The 17,900-nt window shown below is 45.5% G+C and carries 20 protein-coding genes and 1 pseudogene; 2 read left to right on the top strand and 19 right to left on the bottom strand.

Annotated elements, in window-relative coordinates; genetic code table 11:
* Positions 1-7: 7 nt before the first annotated feature.
* From ccpN to J0B03_RS11440, 16 genes and pseudogenes are all read right to left on the bottom strand, one after another.
* Positions 8-649 carry a transcriptional regulator CcpN gene (ccpN, locus tag J0B03_RS11515; protein ID WP_207299742.1) on the bottom strand — a complete coding sequence of 214 codons (642 nt, stop codon included), beginning with the start codon at positions 647-649 and terminating at the stop codon, positions 8-10.
* Between the two features lie 111 nt (positions 650-760).
* Positions 761-2,149 (bottom strand): glycine--tRNA ligase, encoded by a 1,389-nt coding sequence (locus tag J0B03_RS11510; RefSeq protein ID WP_207299741.1) that lies wholly within the window; start codon positions 2,147-2,149, stop codon positions 761-763.
* A 269-nt stretch (positions 2,150-2,418) separates the two neighbouring features.
* A complete protein-coding gene (recO, locus tag J0B03_RS11505; RefSeq protein WP_207299740.1) occupies positions 2,419-3,162 on the bottom strand; it encodes a DNA repair protein RecO in 744 nt (247 codons plus the stop codon).
* Between the two features lie 3 nt (positions 3,163-3,165).
* Positions 3,166-4,065, bottom strand: coding sequence for a GTPase Era (gene era / locus J0B03_RS11500; protein ID WP_207299739.1), 900 nt, complete (start codon positions 4,063-4,065; stop codon positions 3,166-3,168).
* Positions 4,055-4,480 carry a cytidine deaminase gene (locus tag J0B03_RS11495; RefSeq protein ID WP_207299738.1) on the bottom strand — a complete coding sequence of 142 codons (426 nt, stop codon included), beginning with the start codon at positions 4,478-4,480 and terminating at the stop codon, positions 4,055-4,057. The genes era and J0B03_RS11495 overlap by 11 nt, the downstream gene beginning before the upstream one ends.
* Entirely contained in the window at positions 4,468-4,848 is a 381-nt protein-coding gene (locus tag J0B03_RS11490; RefSeq protein WP_207299737.1) for a diacylglycerol kinase family protein, read from the bottom strand. Before J0B03_RS11490 ends, J0B03_RS11495 begins: the two co-directional genes overlap by 13 nt.
* Before the next feature lie 4 nt (positions 4,849-4,852).
* A complete protein-coding gene (ybeY, locus tag J0B03_RS11485) occupies positions 4,853-5,296 on the bottom strand; it encodes an rRNA maturation RNase YbeY (protein WP_207299736.1) in 444 nt (147 codons plus the stop codon).
* Positions 5,296-7,278: an HD family phosphohydrolase gene (locus J0B03_RS11480; protein WP_207299735.1), complete on the bottom strand. Its 1,983-nt coding sequence runs from the start codon at positions 7,276-7,278 to the stop codon at positions 5,296-5,298. The genes ybeY and J0B03_RS11480 overlap by 1 nt, the downstream gene beginning before the upstream one ends.
* A gap of 19 nt (positions 7,279-7,297) precedes the next feature.
* Positions 7,298-8,347 carry a PhoH family protein gene (locus tag J0B03_RS11475; RefSeq protein ID WP_207299734.1) on the bottom strand — a complete coding sequence of 350 codons (1,050 nt, stop codon included), beginning with the start codon at positions 8,345-8,347 and terminating at the stop codon, positions 7,298-7,300.
* Positions 8,348-8,423: 76 nt separating this feature from the next.
* The gene (locus J0B03_RS11470; protein WP_207299733.1) at positions 8,424-8,870 is read right to left on the bottom strand and encodes a GatB/YqeY domain-containing protein; all 447 of its coding nucleotides are present in this window, start codon (positions 8,868-8,870) and stop codon (positions 8,424-8,426) included.
* Positions 8,871-8,881: 11 nt separating this feature from the next.
* Positions 8,882-9,064, bottom strand: a complete 183-nt coding sequence (gene rpsU / locus J0B03_RS11465; protein ID WP_195682878.1) for a 30S ribosomal protein S21 — start codon at positions 9,062-9,064, stop codon at positions 8,882-8,884.
* 134 nt (positions 9,065-9,198) lie between these two features.
* On the bottom strand, positions 9,199-9,540 hold the full coding sequence (locus J0B03_RS11460; RefSeq protein ID WP_207299732.1) for a histidine triad nucleotide-binding protein: 342 nt from the start codon (positions 9,538-9,540) through the stop codon (positions 9,199-9,201).
* 19 nt (positions 9,541-9,559) lie between these two features.
* Positions 9,560-10,864, bottom strand: a complete 1,305-nt coding sequence (gene mtaB / locus J0B03_RS11455; protein ID WP_207299731.1) for a tRNA (N(6)-L-threonylcarbamoyladenosine(37)-C(2))-methylthiotransferase MtaB — start codon at positions 10,862-10,864, stop codon at positions 9,560-9,562.
* Positions 10,861-11,613, bottom strand: coding sequence for a 16S rRNA (uracil(1498)-N(3))-methyltransferase (locus J0B03_RS11450; protein ID WP_207299730.1), 753 nt, complete (start codon positions 11,611-11,613; stop codon positions 10,861-10,863). The genes mtaB and J0B03_RS11450 overlap by 4 nt, the downstream gene beginning before the upstream one ends.
* Position 11,614: 1 nt before the next feature.
* Positions 11,615-12,561 (bottom strand): annotated as a pseudogene (prmA, locus tag J0B03_RS11445) (50S ribosomal protein L11 methyltransferase).
* A gap of 94 nt (positions 12,562-12,655) precedes the next feature.
* Positions 12,656-13,345, bottom strand: coding sequence for a TraX family protein (locus J0B03_RS11440; protein ID WP_207299729.1), 690 nt, complete (start codon positions 13,343-13,345; stop codon positions 12,656-12,658).
* Positions 13,346-13,459: 114 nt separating this feature from the next.
* Between J0B03_RS11440 and J0B03_RS11435 the strand changes: the two genes are divergently transcribed.
* Together J0B03_RS11435 and J0B03_RS11430 are read left to right on the top strand one after the other, a co-directional pair.
* Positions 13,460-13,729, top strand: a complete 270-nt coding sequence (locus tag J0B03_RS11435) for an ACT domain-containing protein (RefSeq protein ID WP_207299728.1) — start codon at positions 13,460-13,462, stop codon at positions 13,727-13,729.
* An 11-nt stretch (positions 13,730-13,740) separates the two neighbouring features.
* Positions 13,741-15,102, top strand: a complete 1,362-nt coding sequence (locus J0B03_RS11430) for a PFL family protein (protein WP_207299727.1) — start codon at positions 13,741-13,743, stop codon at positions 15,100-15,102.
* Here J0B03_RS11430 and J0B03_RS11425 read toward each other — a convergent pair.
* From J0B03_RS11425 to J0B03_RS11415, 3 genes are read right to left on the bottom strand one after another with little or no spacing between them, the layout of a single operon-like run.
* Positions 15,099-15,914 (bottom strand): RecX family transcriptional regulator, encoded by an 816-nt coding sequence (locus J0B03_RS11425; RefSeq protein ID WP_207299726.1) that lies wholly within the window; start codon positions 15,912-15,914, stop codon positions 15,099-15,101. The genes J0B03_RS11430 and J0B03_RS11425 overlap by 4 nt on opposite strands.
* The gene (locus J0B03_RS11420; RefSeq protein ID WP_207299725.1) at positions 15,892-17,232 is read right to left on the bottom strand and encodes a thymidine phosphorylase; all 1,341 of its coding nucleotides are present in this window, start codon (positions 17,230-17,232) and stop codon (positions 15,892-15,894) included. The genes J0B03_RS11425 and J0B03_RS11420 overlap by 23 nt, the downstream gene beginning before the upstream one ends.
* Before the next feature lie 2 nt (positions 17,233-17,234).
* The gene (locus J0B03_RS11415) at positions 17,235-17,861 is read right to left on the bottom strand and encodes a hypothetical protein (RefSeq protein ID WP_207299724.1); all 627 of its coding nucleotides are present in this window, start codon (positions 17,859-17,861) and stop codon (positions 17,235-17,237) included.
* Positions 17,862-17,900 lie beyond the last annotated feature (39 nt).

The following is a 17,900-nucleotide window of genomic DNA, read 5'->3' as shown; positions in this document are numbered from 1 at the left end:
CGTCCCCCTATTCGTTTCCGATATTCACCATCGCACTGGTGATGGTGGTCTTTGAAATCTTGCCAAGAATTTTTAATCGCTCCATTCCCTTCTCATCCTGGGTCTTTTCCACGATGGGTAGGGAATCCACTTGATGTTCAATGATTTTGACAGCTGCATCATAGATGGATTCATCGGCTTCGCAGTAAATGATGTTCGGCATTCGAGTCATGATCATGGCCACCGGCATGGACTTGATGTCTTGATTTCCCAGGGTTATTTTAATAAAGTCTTTCCGGGAAATGATCCCGGAAAGAAAACCCTTGCTTTGGACATAAATATTACCTGTATCTTCTAAAAACATGGTGACGATGGCATCATAGATCGTCGTATCTTCGCTTACCACTACCGGCACACTCTTTACATCCATGATGTTGATGTTTTTGATAAAGCTGCCCATAATGCTTATCAACGATTTCCCGGAGTAATAGTATCCTACCTTTGGTCTTGCTTCCAAAATCCCCAGCATGGTCAAGATGGTCAAATCCGGTCGCAAAGTAGCTCGCGTGAGATTGACTTTGTCTGCGATATGTTCACTGGTGATTGGTTGATTCCGCTTGACTATGTCAAGTATTTCCATCTGTCGCTTTGATAATTGTATGATTGACACCCCCCAAGGATAATCATGATCGTTATTTAGTCTTTAGCACGTATAAAGTATAACATATTCACGCTTTTGTGGGTCTTGTTTTTTCGATTTTTGTGTATCTTTTATGTATTTTTAATAGGTAACGCTTCTTTTGATGTATGATGACAACTCGTCTATGGAAACTCGGATCTGCTCCATGGTGTCTCGATCTCGGATGGTGACAGTATTGTCTTCCAATGTATCAAAATCGATAGTGACACAATAAGGAGTACCTATTTCATCTTGTCGTCGATATCGTTTCCCAATGCTTCCCGCTTCATCATAGTCCACCATGAATTCTTTTGCCAGGTCGGCATACACTTCCAGTGCCTTGTCTTTCAATTTCTTTGTCAGTGGAAGTATGGCACATTTGAAAGATGACAGGGCCGGATGTATTTTAAGTACCGTTCTACTGTCGCCATCCTCCAGTTCCTCATTCTCAAATCCGTTGCAAAGGAATGCAAGCATAACACGGTCTACACCCAAAGATGGTTCGATACAATAAGGTACATATTTTTCATTGGTCATTGGGTCCGTATATTTCAAATCTTTTCCCGAATGTTCCTGGTGCTGTTTCAAATCGTAATCTGTTCGATCGGCAATTCCCCAAAGTTCGCCCCAGCCAAATGGGAATTTAAACTCAAAGTCCGTCGTTGCATTGGAGTAGTGGGACAATTCGTCATCGGAATGATCTCTAAGACGCAAATTCTCTTCTTTTATTCCCAAACCAAGGATCCAATCCCTGCAGTAGTTCTTCCAGTAGTCGAACCACTCCAAGTCTTCACCCGGCTTGCAGAAAAATTCCAATTCCATTTGTTCAAACTCCCTGGTTCTGAAGATATAATTGCCCGGCGTGATCTCGTTTCGGAAAGATTTTCCGATTTGGGCGATCCCAAAAGGAATCTTCTTTCTGGAAGCACGCTGAATATTTGCGAAATTGACAAAAATCCCTTGAGCCGTTTCCGGTCGCAGGTAGATCTGATTGGCAGAATCTTCTGTTACACCTTGAAATGTTTTGAACATAAGGTTGAATTGGCGAATATCCGTATAGTCAAATGCACCACAATTTGGGCATTTGATCTGATGTTCATGGATGTATGCCAACATCTTCTCATTTTCCCAGCCATCCACCACTACATCTTCCCCTTTGGCATGGGCGTTGTCCTCGATCAATTTATCGGCGCGATACCTGGTTTTGCAGTTTTTACAATCCATTAGTGGATCATTGAAGCCCCCTACGTGACCGGATGCTTCCCATGTTTTTGGATTCATCAAAATTGCTGAATCGATCCCAACATTAAAAGGTGATTCCTGCACAAACTTTTTCCACCACATTTTTTTGATGTTGTTTTTGATTTCTACACCAATGGGGCCATAATCCCAACTATTGGCCAATCCACCATAGATCTCTGATCCGGGGAAAATGATCCCCCGCATTTTACAGATGCTGACGATTTCATTCATGTTTAACTCTTTACTCATCTTTACCCTCCATTTTTAATAATATTCTAGTCTTGAAAAACAAAAAACCCCTGCCTGACAGCAAGGGACGGTTTTACCGCGGTTCCACCCTAGTTGGTGCATGCACCCACTTTGATCGATAACGCTCCGAGGCTCCTTTCGATATGCCGTGCGGAAAAGTTCTCACCATCCTTTTCTCTCTGAACACACCCTGCCATCTACTCTTCCTCATCGTTGCGCAGTATGAAGTTTTCTTTACCTGTTTACGTTAACAAATGCTTATTTTTTTGTCAAACACTATTTTGCAAAAAGGCAAAAGAATGGATCTTTCGCCCGATCTGGGACTCCAATACCTGGTTCAATTCTTTCGCCAACCGGATCCAGGAAGGACCATCATAGATCTCCCTGCGAACGGCCGACAACCCCAATACCTGCAATCGGCTTAAAAAATCCATATCGTAGGTTGTCAGGGATACGCCTTCCTTGACCAAGGACATGCATTCACTGCAGACAGCGGAACCATCCAATCGAGAAATGCCAGCCTGATGCTGATCGCTGCCGCAACGGATGCAGTGAACAAGATCCGGGGCAAATCCCAGATATGTCAATAGTTTCAGCTGAAATGCAAGCAACACCACACCATCATCTTCTGCAGAACCTTCGTTGATAAAATACAACAGATTCAACAGCAATCGCAGTACCTGCTCATCCCCTTGATAATCTTCGAATGCTTGATAAACTGCTTCTGTCATATATGCTGCTTTTGCCAGCTTGTCCAAATCATTGCGAAGCTTATGAAAGGATTCTTTCAATTCCACCTGGTTCAAGTAGGCAAAGCTTCGACCAGTGTAATAAACAAAATCGCAATAGCTGAACAGTTGGGTAGCACCCAGAAATATGCTTTTCGTATTTCTGGCTCCCTTGGCCATAGCTGTTATTTTCCCCTGTTCTCTCGTGAAAATGGTAATGATTTTGTCGTTTTCCCCATAATTCATGGAACGAATCACCAAACCGGTGGATTTTTCCAAGGCCATGGATTATCGCCGATCCGGTCCGTAACCGAAATTTTTCAAATCGAAATCCCGGTCTCGCCAATCCTCTTTTACTTTGACCCATAATTGCAGATTGACCTGAACACCCAAAAGATTTTCCATGTCTCTTCTGGCTTTTGTTCCGATTTTTTTGAGCATGGCGCCATTCTTGCCGATGATGATCCCCTTATGGGATTTTTTCTCCGTATATATATTGGCTTCGATATCCACCAATGTTCCGCCTTTTCGTTCCTTCATGGACATGATCTCTACAGCAATCCCGTGGGGCACTTCTTCATTCAAGCTTTGCAGGGCTTTTTCTCGGATCAGTTCCGCTACGATCACTTTTTCCGGCTGTTCCGTAATGGTATCTGCAGGAAAATACATGGGTCCGTCCGGCAGGTATGAAGTCATCAATTCCTTCAAACGATCCACATTTTCCCCTCGGTCTGCACTGATGGGAACGATCTCTTCAAACAAAGCGTAGTCTCCCATGATACGGATCTTTTCCAGCAATTCTTCCTTTTTGAACAAGTCGATTTTATTGATGACCAAAAATTTTGGCGTTTTCACTTCTTTCAACAACTCCAGGATGTACCGGTCTCCCGGCCCCGGTTCTATCATGTCATCCATCAAAAACAAAACCAGATCCACTTCCCGCAAGGTGGAAAGGGCTCCATCCACCATCCGCTCCCCCAATTTATTTTTCGGCTTATGAATGCCGGGGGTGTCCAAAAACACCATTTGTGCTTCATCCGTCGTATGGACGCAGCGGATCACGTTTCGCGTCGTTTGGGGTTTGGATGATATGATGACCATCTTTTCACCCAATATATTGTTCAATAGTGTTGATTTTCCCACGTTGGGTCTACCAATGATGGCAATAAATCCTGATTTAAATCCCACGGGGCACCTCCTTCAAATCTTTATTTGTAAAACTATGGGGCAACAATTCTCCCAGGGTGTGTCTTTTGCGCTTTCCTTCGCCATTTTCCAGGATCACAATGATCTCCTCACCAAATTCCGCCATGACCTGTCGACAAATACCGCAGGGGTATATGAAGTCTTCGTTGTCGCCTACTATAGCCAGAGCCACGATGTTGACAGATCCTTCCGAGACAGATTTGAAAATTGCTGTTCTTTCCGCACAGTTGGTAGCACCATAAGAAGCATTTTCAATATTGCATCCGCCAAATATTTTTCCATCTTCAGCCAGCACCGCTGCTCCGACCCGAAATTTGGAGTAAGGAACATATGCTTTTTTCTTGCTTTCTTTTGCCGCGGCAAGCAGATCCTCTTCATATCCGTTCAAAAGATCCATCCTTCCAACACCTCCACAATTCGATGAAAAAAGACTAAAAAACCGACTAAAACGGCTACAACGGCATTGATCAATACGGCACCGGCCGCTACATCTTTTGCGATCTTCGCCTTTTCACTCCATTCTTCCGTTACCAGATCTACTGTCTTTTCAATGGCCGTGTTGAACATTTCACTGGTAATGACCAGACTAAAGGTTACGAATAAGGCGATCCATTCCACCAATTGAATTTTAAAGACGATGCCTCCTAGGGTCACCAGGGAGACAAAGAAAAAATGTATGCGCATATTTCGTTGGGTGATCAAACAATAGCGCATGCCTTCATAAGCATATTGAAAACTTTTCAGTAACGATCGCATCGGTTTCATAACGTCACCTCGGCATGTGGATTCGCTGCATGATTTCTTTTTCCTTTTTCTGCATCTTTTCCATTTCTTTTTCTTCCATGTGGTCATACCCCATAAGGTGGAGCATGCCATGTGCCGTTAGAAAACAAAGCTCCCTCTCCAGTGAATGACCGTATTCTTCCGCCTGTTCTTTCGCTCGTTCCAGACAAATAACGATATCACCCAGCTGCACCGGCTCCGGGTCCGTTTCTTCATAGATTGGGAAAGAAAGCACATCCGTCACCTGATCTTTGCCCCGATACTGATGATTCAGCTCTTGGATCTCTTCTGGTGTGACAAGGGAAATCCCGATTTCAAAATCCAATGGAAATTGCTCCAAATCTACAGCTTCCTTCACCACTTTTTCCAACAATTCGATCCAATCGTTCTTCCGTTGGCCGTTGCATCGGTCGTCGATAAACACGTCCATCAAGCGTCCTCCTTTTTTGTCTCCATAGTAGGGTATTCCACCCGCTGATGGTATACGCTGTTGAGAATTTTTATGAAAATCTCTTTGATGATATTGACCTCTTTCAAACTCAAATCGCAAAAATCCAACATGCCGTCTCCAAGTTTCTTTTTAAAGATAGCTTCCACCCGTTCCACGATTTTTTCTTCATTGATCCCTTTGATGCTTCGAACGGCTGCCTCCACACTATCTGCCAGAGCCAGGATCCCTTCTTCTTTCGTTACGGGACGATGAGCTTCATAACGGTATTTTCCCACTTCGGGATTCTCATTGTTTTCCGTTGCCTTGTGCAGGAAAAAATCGATGGTGCTGTCTCCATGATGGGTCAAGATAAAGTTTCGAACCTCAAAAGGGATCCGACCTTCCTTGGCCATTTCATAGCCTTTGCTTACGTGGTTTTTGATGATCTGGACGCTTTTCTCCGGTGAAATATAGTCATGGGGATTAACGTCCCCCATTTGATTTTCCGTAAAATATACAGGAGAGAGACTTTTTCCGATATCGTGATAATAGGCACCAACACGGACCAATAAAGCGTTGGCCCCGATTTTTTCTGCAGCACTTTCTGCCAAATTCCCCACAATGATGCTGTGATGATACGTTCCGGGAGCGTTGTTCATCAACTTTTTAAGCAATGGATTGTTTGGATTTGCCAATTCCATCAGCATGATGGGAGTGGTGATGTCAAACGCATATTCCCAAATGACCATGGTTCCCAGAGTGATAATGGCGGAAACGATTCCGTTTGCGAATCCAAGACCCATGTTCACGATACCCGAGAGTGCAAATTGATGGGTCATCAAATTGTATGCTCCGATCATCAAAAGGTTGATGATGGACACGTACAATCCCGTCCGCATGACATCCGCCCGTTTTGTGATTTTGAGCATCCCCAAAGCGCCAATGTACCCGTTGACCAAATACAGTGCAATTTGCAGCGTATTCAATTCAGCTCCAAAAGCTGCGATAATGACGAAAAAAACGGTCGATGTAATGGCCAGTCGTCGATCTGTCAACAGGGCAATGGTCATGGTCATCATGCTCACTGGCACCAAGTACGGAGAAATGGGCGCAAGAAATACGGTCAACAACACTGTGAATGTGAACAGGATGACCAGGATCGCCATTCTGTTTCTGTCTTTTAATATCGATGCTTTGTAGAATTTGTTCAAATATATATAAAAGACGATAAAAATGGCCAACATCAGTAAAAATACGCCGATCATCAGGTAAGGATCATCCAGGTAGGAATTCCGCATCATGTTGTTGTCAACCAGCAAGTCGATTTTTTCAGCCGTTAGTACTTCTCCTTCCTCTACGATCATATCTCCTTCTTCGTAGGTGACTGTCTGTACTTTGCTTCTCGCTTCTGCCACGGCTTCTTGCGTTCGATCAACATCCAGTATCATGTTGGGCTGCAATTGTCCCTGAACGATCTCCAGTGCTACCCCTTTCAGCAGAGGGTTCGTTTCTCCCAATAGGGCTTCCGCTTCCGCTCGCTTTTCGGTAAGATTTTGTATGCTGATCTCGTCCTGGTATAGGTTTTTCAGTGTTTTCTCCGTTTGATCCTGCAACTCTCGACGCATGGCCAGATCCATCTCCAGCAGTTGTCTGGATGCCGCATCGCTCAAGTTTACATGTTCCGTTTTTGCCTGTTGCAAAATATTCGGTTCCAGGACATCGCTTCCATTGATCAACGAAAAGAAATTCCCCACGTTTTCAAGAACGTTCTCTTGAACGTCCTCCATTTTTGTGTACACTTGTTCCACAGAAGCCGCCGCCTGATCTTGCAACCGTTCTGTCGTTTTCATGTCTGTGATCATGTTGGGAGCATAAATGCTTTCCGTTGCCACGTCACCCTGTTTGTAATTATAGTTTGGCGGCAATGCGATCAATACCAATGCAATGTATATGGACAACAACCCAACAAATGCCATGATCATTTGAATATTGATCTTCCACCTACTCTTTGTGTTGTTTGCCTTCTCTTTTGTCTCGATTTTTCTCACCAACCGTATCCGTCTTTTTTCGATTCTCGTACTCTTCATATGCCTGAATGATCTGCTGCACCAATCGATGACGCACCACATCCCGCTGGGTCAATTTCACGAAGGAGATCCCATCCACGTCATGCAGAATATCCATGACTTTTATCAAGCCGGACGATTTGCCTCCCGGAAGGTCGATCTGGGTGATATCCCCTGTGACCACCGCTTTGGAACCAAACCCCAGCCTGGTCAAAAACATCTTCATTTGTTCCGGAGTGGTATTCTGGGCTTCGTCCAGAATGATGAAGGAATCGTCCAGGGTTCGGCCACGCATATAAGCCAAAGGCGCCACTTCGATCATCCCTTTTTCCTTGTAGCGTTGAAATGCTTCTCCACCCAGAATATCGTAGAGGGCATCATATAAAGGACGAAGATAAGGATCCACTTTATCTTGCAGGTCACCGGGCAAAAACCCAAGGCTTTCGCCTGCTTCCACGGCCGGTCGAGTCAGAACGATCCGACTTACTTCCTCCCTCTTAAACGCTTTAATGGCCATGGCCATGGCCAGATACGTTTTGCCTGTACCAGCCGGACCAATACCAAAAACGATTTGGTCCTTCTCCATGGCTTTGATATAGTTCTTTTGCCCCAAGGTTTTTGGCATGATCTTTTTTCCCCGAACAGTATAACACAAGATGTCGTTCAGCTCTTCGAGATTGGCTTCTTCCCCTTTTTCCGCCAGATCGATCAAATAACGCAGACTTTGTTCGTCCACTGGTCGCTTGCTGTCGATGGCTTCCGCCATTTGTTGCAATACCAGAACGGCTTTATCCACTTGTCTTGCCTCTCCCACGACCTTGATCCGGTTGTCTCTTGCTGTCATTTGTATGTGAAAAGACTTTTCCAATTCTTTTGCATGTTCATCAAATTTTCCAAACAATTTCAACATGGTTTCTGAATCTCCCACGTTGACGGTTTTTTCTGTAAGTATGTCCAATAAGCGTCCTCCTTTAGAGAATTTCATAGTCTCATAATACCATAGCTAGCTGATTTATTCCACATGAAGAAAAGGCTGCCGGTATCCGGCAGCCTTCATTGTGCTACGTATTCAACAGTTCTTTGACATATTTGTTGATCAATGCTCCGTCGGCTCTGCCTTTCACTTTCGGCAGGACGGCTCCCATGACCTTTCCCATGTCCTTGATGGTCGTTGCACCCACTTCATCGATGGTACTTGAAACGATGTTCTTCACTTCTGCTTCCGTCAATTGTTTTGGGAGGTAATCCATCAAAATTTCCAGTTCTTTGTTGGTCTGCTCCATAAGATCTTCCCGTTGGGCTTTTTCAAATTCCTCCAACGCATCTTTGCGTTGTTTGACTTGTTTGGCAATTACGCCCAACACTTCTTCTTCGCTCAACTCGATCTTGTTGTCTTTTTCGCTTTGAAGTATGGCAGCCCGGACCATTGTTATGGTCGATTTTCTGATCCTGTCTTTCTCTCGCATGGCCGTTTTCATGTCGGCCATCAATTGCTCTTTGAGTGACATGCAATCACACCTTATCTTACCTTTTTATTTCGCTTTCTGGCTGCTTCCGATTTCTTTTTTCTCTTTACACTTGGCTTTTCGTAATGCTCTCTTTTTCGAATTTCCGACATTACCCCAGCTCTGGCAGTTTTCTTCTTGAATCTGCGAAGCGCATTTTCCAATGACTCGCCATCTTTTATTTTAACTTCAGACATTTTCCACCCTCCCCTCTACTACAATAATGCAACAGAATGTATTAGATTTGTAGCGGGTATTTACAACAACTAACATTATATATCAGCCCACTAACATCTGTCAATATGCATCCATGGGAAGATGTCCCGGATTTCTATCCTGGAGGCCAACCCAGACTTCTGCCCCCAAGAAGATGATAATGGATGTGGTCTACGGTCTGTCTACCGTCTACTCCACAATTGTTCACCAGGCGGAAACCAGAATCGGCAATGCCGAATTTCAAGGCCAATCGATTGGCAACGATGTGCATCTCTCCAATGATGTTGTTGCCTGCCGGTACCGTCAAAATGCTTTCATAATGTTCTTTCGGGAAAATCAGAATATGGACCGGCGCTTGTGGATTGATGTCCTTGATGGCAATGACATTATCATCGTCGTATACCACTTCCGCAGATATTTCTTTCTTGGCAATTTTGCAAAACAAGCAATTTTCCATTGATAGATCCTCCTCTATTCTATAATGATTCTCCGATCAGTCTACCCTCAACGTCTCGCGAGATCCGTACTTGGACCAAATGACCTCGTATATCTGTCGCCGATGAAACAGGCAGCAACAGGTAATTGGTGGTGTGTCCTTGATAGGTGTTTTTCTTGTCGTGGATCTCCTGTTCCACCAGTACTTCTGAGATCTCTCCAAAAAAGCGGTCTTCAAAATCCTTTTTCAATTCGTTCCCCAGGGCAATCAATTTTTCACTGCGTTCCTGCTTGATGGCCTCGGGTATTTGCAGATCCATTGCCGCAGCTGGCGTTCCCTTGCGGGGCGAATACTTGAAGACGTGGATCTGAGAAAATGCCATGGTTTTGACAAAATCCATGGTCTCCAAAAAATCTTCCTCTGTTTCTCCCGGGAAGCCCACCATGACATCCGTGGTAATACCGGCATGGGGGAACGCCATTCGGATCCGTTCCAGCACCAGGGCATATTCTTCTTTGGCATAGCGGCGCTTCATATCTTTTAGTGTTTGTACTGCTCCGCTTTGAAGCGAAACATGGAAGTGATCGCACAATTTTTCAGAGCCTTTCATACGATCCACAACTTCCTGGGTTAAATAACTGGGTTCCAAAGAGCCCAGTCGGATCCGTTCCAGTCCATCCAACCCATCCAGCATCTCCACCAGCGCTGCCAGATCGCCGGCATTCTTCAAATCTTTTCCGTAAGCGGAGATGTTGATTCCGGTAAGCACCAGCTCCCTGTTTCCGTTTGCGATCAGCCTTTTCCCTTCTTCAATAATGTTTTCCGGTTTTCGGCTGCGGACCGGCCCCCTGGCATAGGGTATGATGCAATAGGTGCAAAATTGATCGCACCCCTCCTGGATCTTAATAAATCCACGTTCATGGCCAGAAAGATGATCGATATGAAGTTCCTCGTATTCCCGGACCTTCATGATGTCCTTTACCGCATTGAACGGAGTTTGGGAGGCCATTCCCTCTTCTATAAACTCCACGATCCGATGGCGATCGTCATTTCCCAAGATCAAGTCTACTTCCGGCATCCCCTCCAGCTCTTCACTGGCGGTTTGGGCATAACAGCCGCAAACGATGACAAAAGCACCGGGGTTGTTCTTTTTGGCTCTTCGAATCATTTGTCTGGATTTCTTGTCTCCCAGATTGGTCACAGTACATGTATTGACGATATATACGTCCGCTTTCTCTTCAAACTCCACTATATTATAAGAATCTTTTTTTAACAACTCAAGGATGGCTTCACTGTCATAGGTATTGACTTTGCACCCCAAAGTATGTATTGCTGCTGTTTTCATTCATTTCCTCCAACTGCCAGTTCCCACTCGTACAACATCATGGAGAGCATCGCCATGGCTGCCGTTTCCGTTCGCAGGATCCTGGGACCTAAACCGACCACCTGCACGTGTCGCTGTTCCAACCAACGGATCTCGGAAGGATCGAATCCACCTTCAGGACCGATAATGATACCTGCAGACACAGGCATGGGTCTCTTGGTCAAGATATGCTTTAACTGCTGGTTTTGCTGTTCTTCGTAAGCAACCAGGTTCACGTGGTGATCACTCAGCTTTTGAGACAGGTCCAACAATTCCACGCTTTCTTCCACTTGGGGAATCATTCCTCGTCCCGATTGCTTTGCAGCCTCCAATGCGATCTTGTTCCAGCGAATAATTTTCTTCTGCATGTCCCGCTCTTTGGGTATGGATCGGTGGGTATACAGGGGTACGATGGTTGTGACGCCAAGCTCTACTGCCTTTTGTACGATCACGTCCATCTTTTGACCTTTGGGGATCCCCTGAAACAAGGTAATGGAAACTGGGGCCTCACTGGCATTGAGAAGCCTTGATTCCACGACCACTTTTGTTTCCTTCTTGGTCATCTCCTGGATCCTCGCCACATAATCTGTCCTGTTCCCATCGCAGATCACTATTGTGTCCCCCATTCTCATCCGCAAAGATTTGGATAGATGATCGTGGTTGTCTTCGGTTAGGACCAGCTCTTCTCCAGGATTTTTTATTCCTTCTATCTCTTCAAAAAAACGATGCACGCTACACCTTCCTCTTTCTCGCTACGACAGAGGCCCACTCATTGTATGTTTCCACTTCCACTACATCAAAACCTTCGGAAACCAGTTTGTCGGTAACGTCATCCAACCGATCCAGTATGATCCCGGAGGAGATGAACAACCCCCCTCTTTCAAATAGGGTTTGATTTGTTCCGTCAAATGGACGATGACTTCTGCAAGTATATTGGCAACCATCACGTCGGCTTGCTCGTCCACAACATCCAGCAAGTCCCCTTCTCTCACTTCGATGAGGCTCTCCAGCTGGTTGAGCTCCACATTTTCCTGGGCCACCTTGACCGCCATGGAATCCAGATCCACTGCAATGACCTTTTTGCATTTCAGCTTTCCTGCGACCAACGCCAAGATCCCGGACCCGCAACCGATGTCGATGACCACATCCCCCGGTTTTACATATTGCTCCAAGTTTCCGATGCAAAGCTGGGTGGTCTCGTGAAGACCTGAACCAAAGGCCATGCCGGGATCCATCTCGATGACCAAGTCATCTCCGCCGTTTTGATAGGTTTCCCAGGTTGGCTTGATGATGAATCGCTCTCCGACCCGTACCGGTTTGTAGTATTTTTTCCAGGAATTGGACCAGTCCTCTTGATTGACCTCCGTTATGGTCAATTCACATTCACCAGGATCCAGTCCACAGGACGGCAATGTTCGGATCCGATCCAAAATACTGTTAATTTTTTCTTCGTGATCCGTGGTTTCATCCAAATATCCTTTGATGATGGTGGATTCCGGATCCATTTCAAGCAGGTTTTCATCATAGAAATCCCAATGGAGGGGATTGTTCTGCTTCATGATGAACAAGTCGTTGGGAGACTCGATGACCACCCCTTGGGCTCCCTCTTCGTAAAAGATATTGGATATGGCATCTTCCGCCTCTGGTGTGGTTTTGATCTGAACTTCGATCCATTTCATGGCATTGCCTCCCCTTTTCTCTGATATGGCTATTATAGAATAAGCATTTGCCAAAATCAATAGACGATGATTTGGCGTGACTTTCATTATAGTATTAGTTCATAGCATTGTAAACCAATACTAGAAGGAAAAGATGAACAGGATAAAACGCATAGAAGAAATATTTAGGAAGTCGGATCTTCAATTTCCAATCTTTTCGTATAAGAAATACGGCAAAGACGGCCAAAAATTGAATATTCCCCAAAATCATGGTTAATGGTATTCCTCTTGGCACCAGGCGAAAGAGCAAATATACAAGTGTTGAGACAAAAATTCCGATCATTTGTTGTTCTGGCCGCTTAAACAGGTGAAAAACGATCACTACGGCAATGCCGTACAAACCGTAATCCATGGACCATCCCGCTTGTTCCAATATAATCACCGGCATAATGCCAAAGATCACCATGGCCAAGTATTGTCGTTTTTCCAAGAATCGCAGGACCACCAGTGCAAAGAAAAAAGTGAACAAGACATTTTGATACCTGGGATCTCCCGTAACGATCATGGAAAATCGGTAAAAGGGCCACACGGTAACTAGTGCCCAGATAAGCATTCGCATCATATATCTGTTTTTATTTCCAGTTTTTTCGAAACCGAAGGCGATTTGATAGGCAAAAATTGGGAAAGCCAATCGACCCACTACCCGAAAGAGAATTTGCTGTGGAAACAGCAAGGCACCGATGTGGTCAATAGCCATGGTCAAGACAGCCAGTACTTTCAAAATATCATTTCGTTTCACTTCCATGATGGTCTTCTACTCCTTCGATCCAAGATTCACTTCCATGGACTTTTCTGTTTTTAAGTGTTATAATACCTCCAATTATTATACATCCATTATACTACGTTTGGAGGAATTTCTTTGAAAGCGATCATTACCGTTATTGGCAACGACAAGCCAGGCATTATTTACAACGTATCCAAAGTCTTGTTCGAGCATACTGTCAACATCCAGGACATCAGCCAGACCATTCTTCAATCTTATTTCACCATGATGATGCTGGTGGACCTGACCAACATGACCACGGATTTCAATGCGTTGAAGTCTACGTTGGAACAAGCCGGCGAAAAGAACGGCGTTTCCATCCGCATTCAGCGGGAGGAGTTTTTTGAAAGCATGCACAACATTTAGGAGGAACACTAATGACCTTGTACAATTCCAACATTTTTGAGACCGTCCGAATGATCGAAAAAGAAAACCTGGACATACGAACCGTCACCATGGGGATCTCTCTTCTGGATACCATCGATTCTTCCGGTAAAAAATCCCGGCAAAAGATCTACGACAAGATCACCCGGTTGGCCCAGGATCTGGTCAAGACGGGAAACCAGATCGAAACAGAATACGGTATTCCCATTATCAACAAGCGGATCTCTGTCACACCCATGGCCATCATCGCTGCTGCAGGAGATGACAAAGACTTTGTGGCTTATGCCAAGGCAATGGATGATGCAGCAAAGGAAGTGGGCGTCAATTTCATCGGCGGTTATTCCGCCTTGATCCAAAAAGATTTTACCAGTACGGATCGGGATTTCATCCTGTCCATTCCAGAAGCCCTCTCCTCTACGGAGCGGGTCTGTTCTTCCGTCAACATCGGCAGCACCAAGTACGGCATCAACATGGACGGCATTGCCCTGATGGGACAAGTGATCAAAGACACGGCATATCTTACCAGAGATGCAGACTCCATCGGTTGCGCCAAGTTGGTGGTGTTTGCCAACGCCGTAGACGACAATCCTTTCATGGCCGGCGCCTTCCACGGTATCGGACAAGGAGAAGCCGTCCTTCACGTGGGCGTCAGCGGACCTGGTGTGGTGAAGAGCGCTCTGGAAAAAGTAAAGGGAGAACCACTTCACATCGTTGCGGAAAACATCAAGAAAACCGCTTTTAAAATCACACGAGCCGGAGAAGTGGTCGGCCAAGAAGTCGCCAAACGCCTGAATGTTCCATTCGGGATCCTGGATCTCAGCCTGGCTCCCACTCCTGAGATCGGAGACAGTGTAGCCAGGATCCTGGAAGAAATGGGACTTGCCGGTTGCGGCACACACGGTACTACAGCGGCTTTGGCTTTATTGAACGACGCCGTGAAAAAGGGTGGGATCATGGCATCTTCTTCCGTCGGAGGCTTGAGTGGCGCCTTTATTCCCGTCAGTGAGGACGAGGGTATGATCGCCGCCGTACAAAATGGTTCTATCACCTTTGACAAGTTGGAAGCCATGACCAGCGTTTGTTCCGTTGGCTTGGATATGATCGCCGTTCCCGGAGACACACCGGCTTCCACCATCTCCGCCATCATCGCCGACGAAGCTGCCATCGGCGTGATCAACAATAAAACCACCGCAGTACGCCTGATCCCCGTGTATGGTAAATCCGTCGGGGAAATGGCTTCTTTCGGTGGTCTCTTGGGATATGCTCCCATCATGCCGGTAAACGGCTTCTCATCAGAAGCGTTTATCTTGCGGGGCGGACGTATTCCGGCGCCGATCCATAGCTTTAAAAACTAATCGTTCACCTGGGTATCCAAACGACGAAGTGCCTCCTGCACTTCATCCCAGGCATAACCTTTCCGCATCAACTGTTGGGCGACTTTGGACTGGAAAGTCCGATCGTCCAACTTTTTTCTTTTATTTTTTTCTACAGCTTTGTGCAAATTCTTTTCCAGCTCCTGTTGATAGACAACAGACTCCTTGTTTTCCCCATCAATACCGGCCAGTGCACCCTGGATCACATCCCATGAGTAGCCTTTGTCCTGAAGACGTCGGCCGATTTTATCCACCTTTTGACGGTAAGGCAGCCTTTCAAACCGGTCATCCAGTTTTACTGCCAAGTCTTTGGCTTTTTCTAATTCGGATCCTTCGCAGCAGTATTCTTCCAGATAAGGAAGGGACTGTTCTTTGGAGATCCCCCGTTTTTCCAGATCTGCAGATATTCGATTTCTTCCCAGATCGGAAAAACTACTTTTGTCCTTTACGTACTGGGCTGCGTATCGTTGATCATCCACAAAACCGTATTCCTTCAGCTTTTTCATCACTACAGTGATCACCACCGGTTCATGTCCCTTGTCTTTTAAATGATCTTTCACTTCCTTGACGGTTCGATCCTTGAATGTCAGGTAGTGAAGACTTTGGTTGTAGGCTTTTTTTTCTTCCGATTTCCGCTTTGCGACGAGAAGTTCCTCCTCCTCTAATACGGAACCATTCTTTAACCCCAGTTCCCAGACCAGTTCCGGATCCATGTCCATCAACCATTCTTCACCGCTGTAGATTTGAACCTGTTTTGTTTTTTTATCGATCTTAAGTTCGGTAATGGTCTTCATCCCACAACTCCACTCCATTTCGGTCTACCTTGCCCAAGAGCAAAGGACTGGTCGTCTTTTGATTCTTTTCAATAACAAACGCATCTTTCAATAAATTTCTTGCTTCTAAAAGTTTATCTTCATCATTGGTATAAAGTTCCGCTAGAAGTTCACCTTTGGCAACAGGATCACCGATCCGCTTCCAGATCCGCAAACCCGCTCCAAGATCGATTATGGAATCCTTCGTTTCCCGACCTGCTCCAAGGTGCATAGCCGCCAAACCAACTGCGGATGCTTCTACTTTTGCCACATACCCGTCATTTTCTGCAGTCAACCTTTTCCGATAGGATCCAACCGGTAATCCTTCTCTTAGCTTTTCGACATCTCCACCTTGCAGCGCAACAAATTCCAAAAACTTGTCATGGGCTTTCCCCGATTCCAGTCGATCCAGCAAGATTTCTTCCGCTTTTTTCGACGTCATATCCGCCAGGGACAATAGCATCATTTCCTTGGCCAACTCCAGACAGAGGTAGTACAGATCTCCCTTTTCTTCTCCCTGAAGTACCTTTATGGCTTCCATCACTTCCAAGGAATTTCCAACGGCTTTTCCTAATGGTTGGTCCATGCTACTGAGGATCGCTTTCGTCTCCCTGCCCATGGCATTGCCGATATCGACCATGCTCTTTGCCAGTGCGATCCCATCTTCCAGGTTTTTCATAAAAGCACCGGATCCAACCTTCACATCCAACAAGATGGCCCCTGCTCCGGAAGCTAGTTTTTTGCTCATGATGCTGGATGCGATCAGGGCCTTTTGTTCCACCGTCCCTGTCACATCCCGCAAGGCATATATTTTTTTGTCGGCAGGGGCAATGGAACCTGTCTGCCCTGCCAAAGCCAATCCGATCTTGTTCACGTTAGAAACAAACTCTTCCATGGTCAATTCCACACGAAACCCGGGTATGGACTCCATCTTGTCGATGGTTCCACCTGTATGTCCCAATCCCCTTCCTGACATTTTAGCTACCGGGATACCACAAGCGGCCAACCAGGGAGCCAATACCAGCGTCGTGGTATCTCCCACTCCGCCAGTAGAGTGTTTGTCCACTACTACCCCTTTGATTGCAGATAGATCCATCTGATCTCCGGAATCCATCATGGTCCTCGTCAAAGCAACGGTCTCTTCCTCGCTCATCCCCTGAAAAAATACTGCCATAAGAAATGCAGACATCTGATAATCCGGGATGGCGTCTTTTACATATGCTTCTACGATATAGGACACTTCTTCGGGTGTCAGTGCATGGCCATCTCTTTTTTTAACGATCAGGTCCACCATATTCACGCTTATTTTCCTCCTCGGACTTTGTAATCAAAAGTATTGATCGCTTCCCTGCTGGACCACTTGGAGAACACTTTCCCTTCATAAGAACTGACCATGGTGTCCGTATCCGCTTCCAGGACCCAGGTATATCCCTGCTGTTCAAATTCCCCGGTTACCGCTATTTGTTCCAGGATCCGCCCGTTTTCTTCAAAATATTCCTTGTAAACTTCCGTAAGTGCATTGTCACTGAAGCTATGAAGATCCAAAGCCATAGCTTTCAACACCCAATCATATGTGTTTGTGAATCCGATCATTTTCTTCATCAAAAAACGCCGACTGACATATAGGAGGGTGTTTCCGTCAAACGTCTTTTGCGTGGGATCCAATTTGCGAAACCTTTCAGCGGAAATGGCTAGAAACCCATGTTCTTCCATACGAGGTTCCAACAACTCCAAAAAATCTTCATCACTGATCATTCTCAGAAAAATCTCCACGTCTTCATCTTCCATGTTTTCATCGGCCAAGTAGACCACATCGGCAAAAAGATCTCGATGAAGCCATACCCAATCCAAATCTTCCAATCGGGAAGCTCCAAAAACTTTTTCTACCGGTGCTGTTTTAATTTGTTCCGTCAATTTCAAAGTATCCATACGATCTCCTTTGTTTCTATTGTCTTCTATCCTATTGTA

The organism is Alkalibacter rhizosphaerae (assembly GCF_017352215.1).
GTDB lineage: Bacteria > Bacillota > Clostridia > Eubacteriales > Alkalibacteraceae > Alkalibacter > Alkalibacter rhizosphaerae.
Note: the sequence above shows the minus strand (reverse complement) of the source record. Positions and strands in the feature narration are given on the sequence as shown.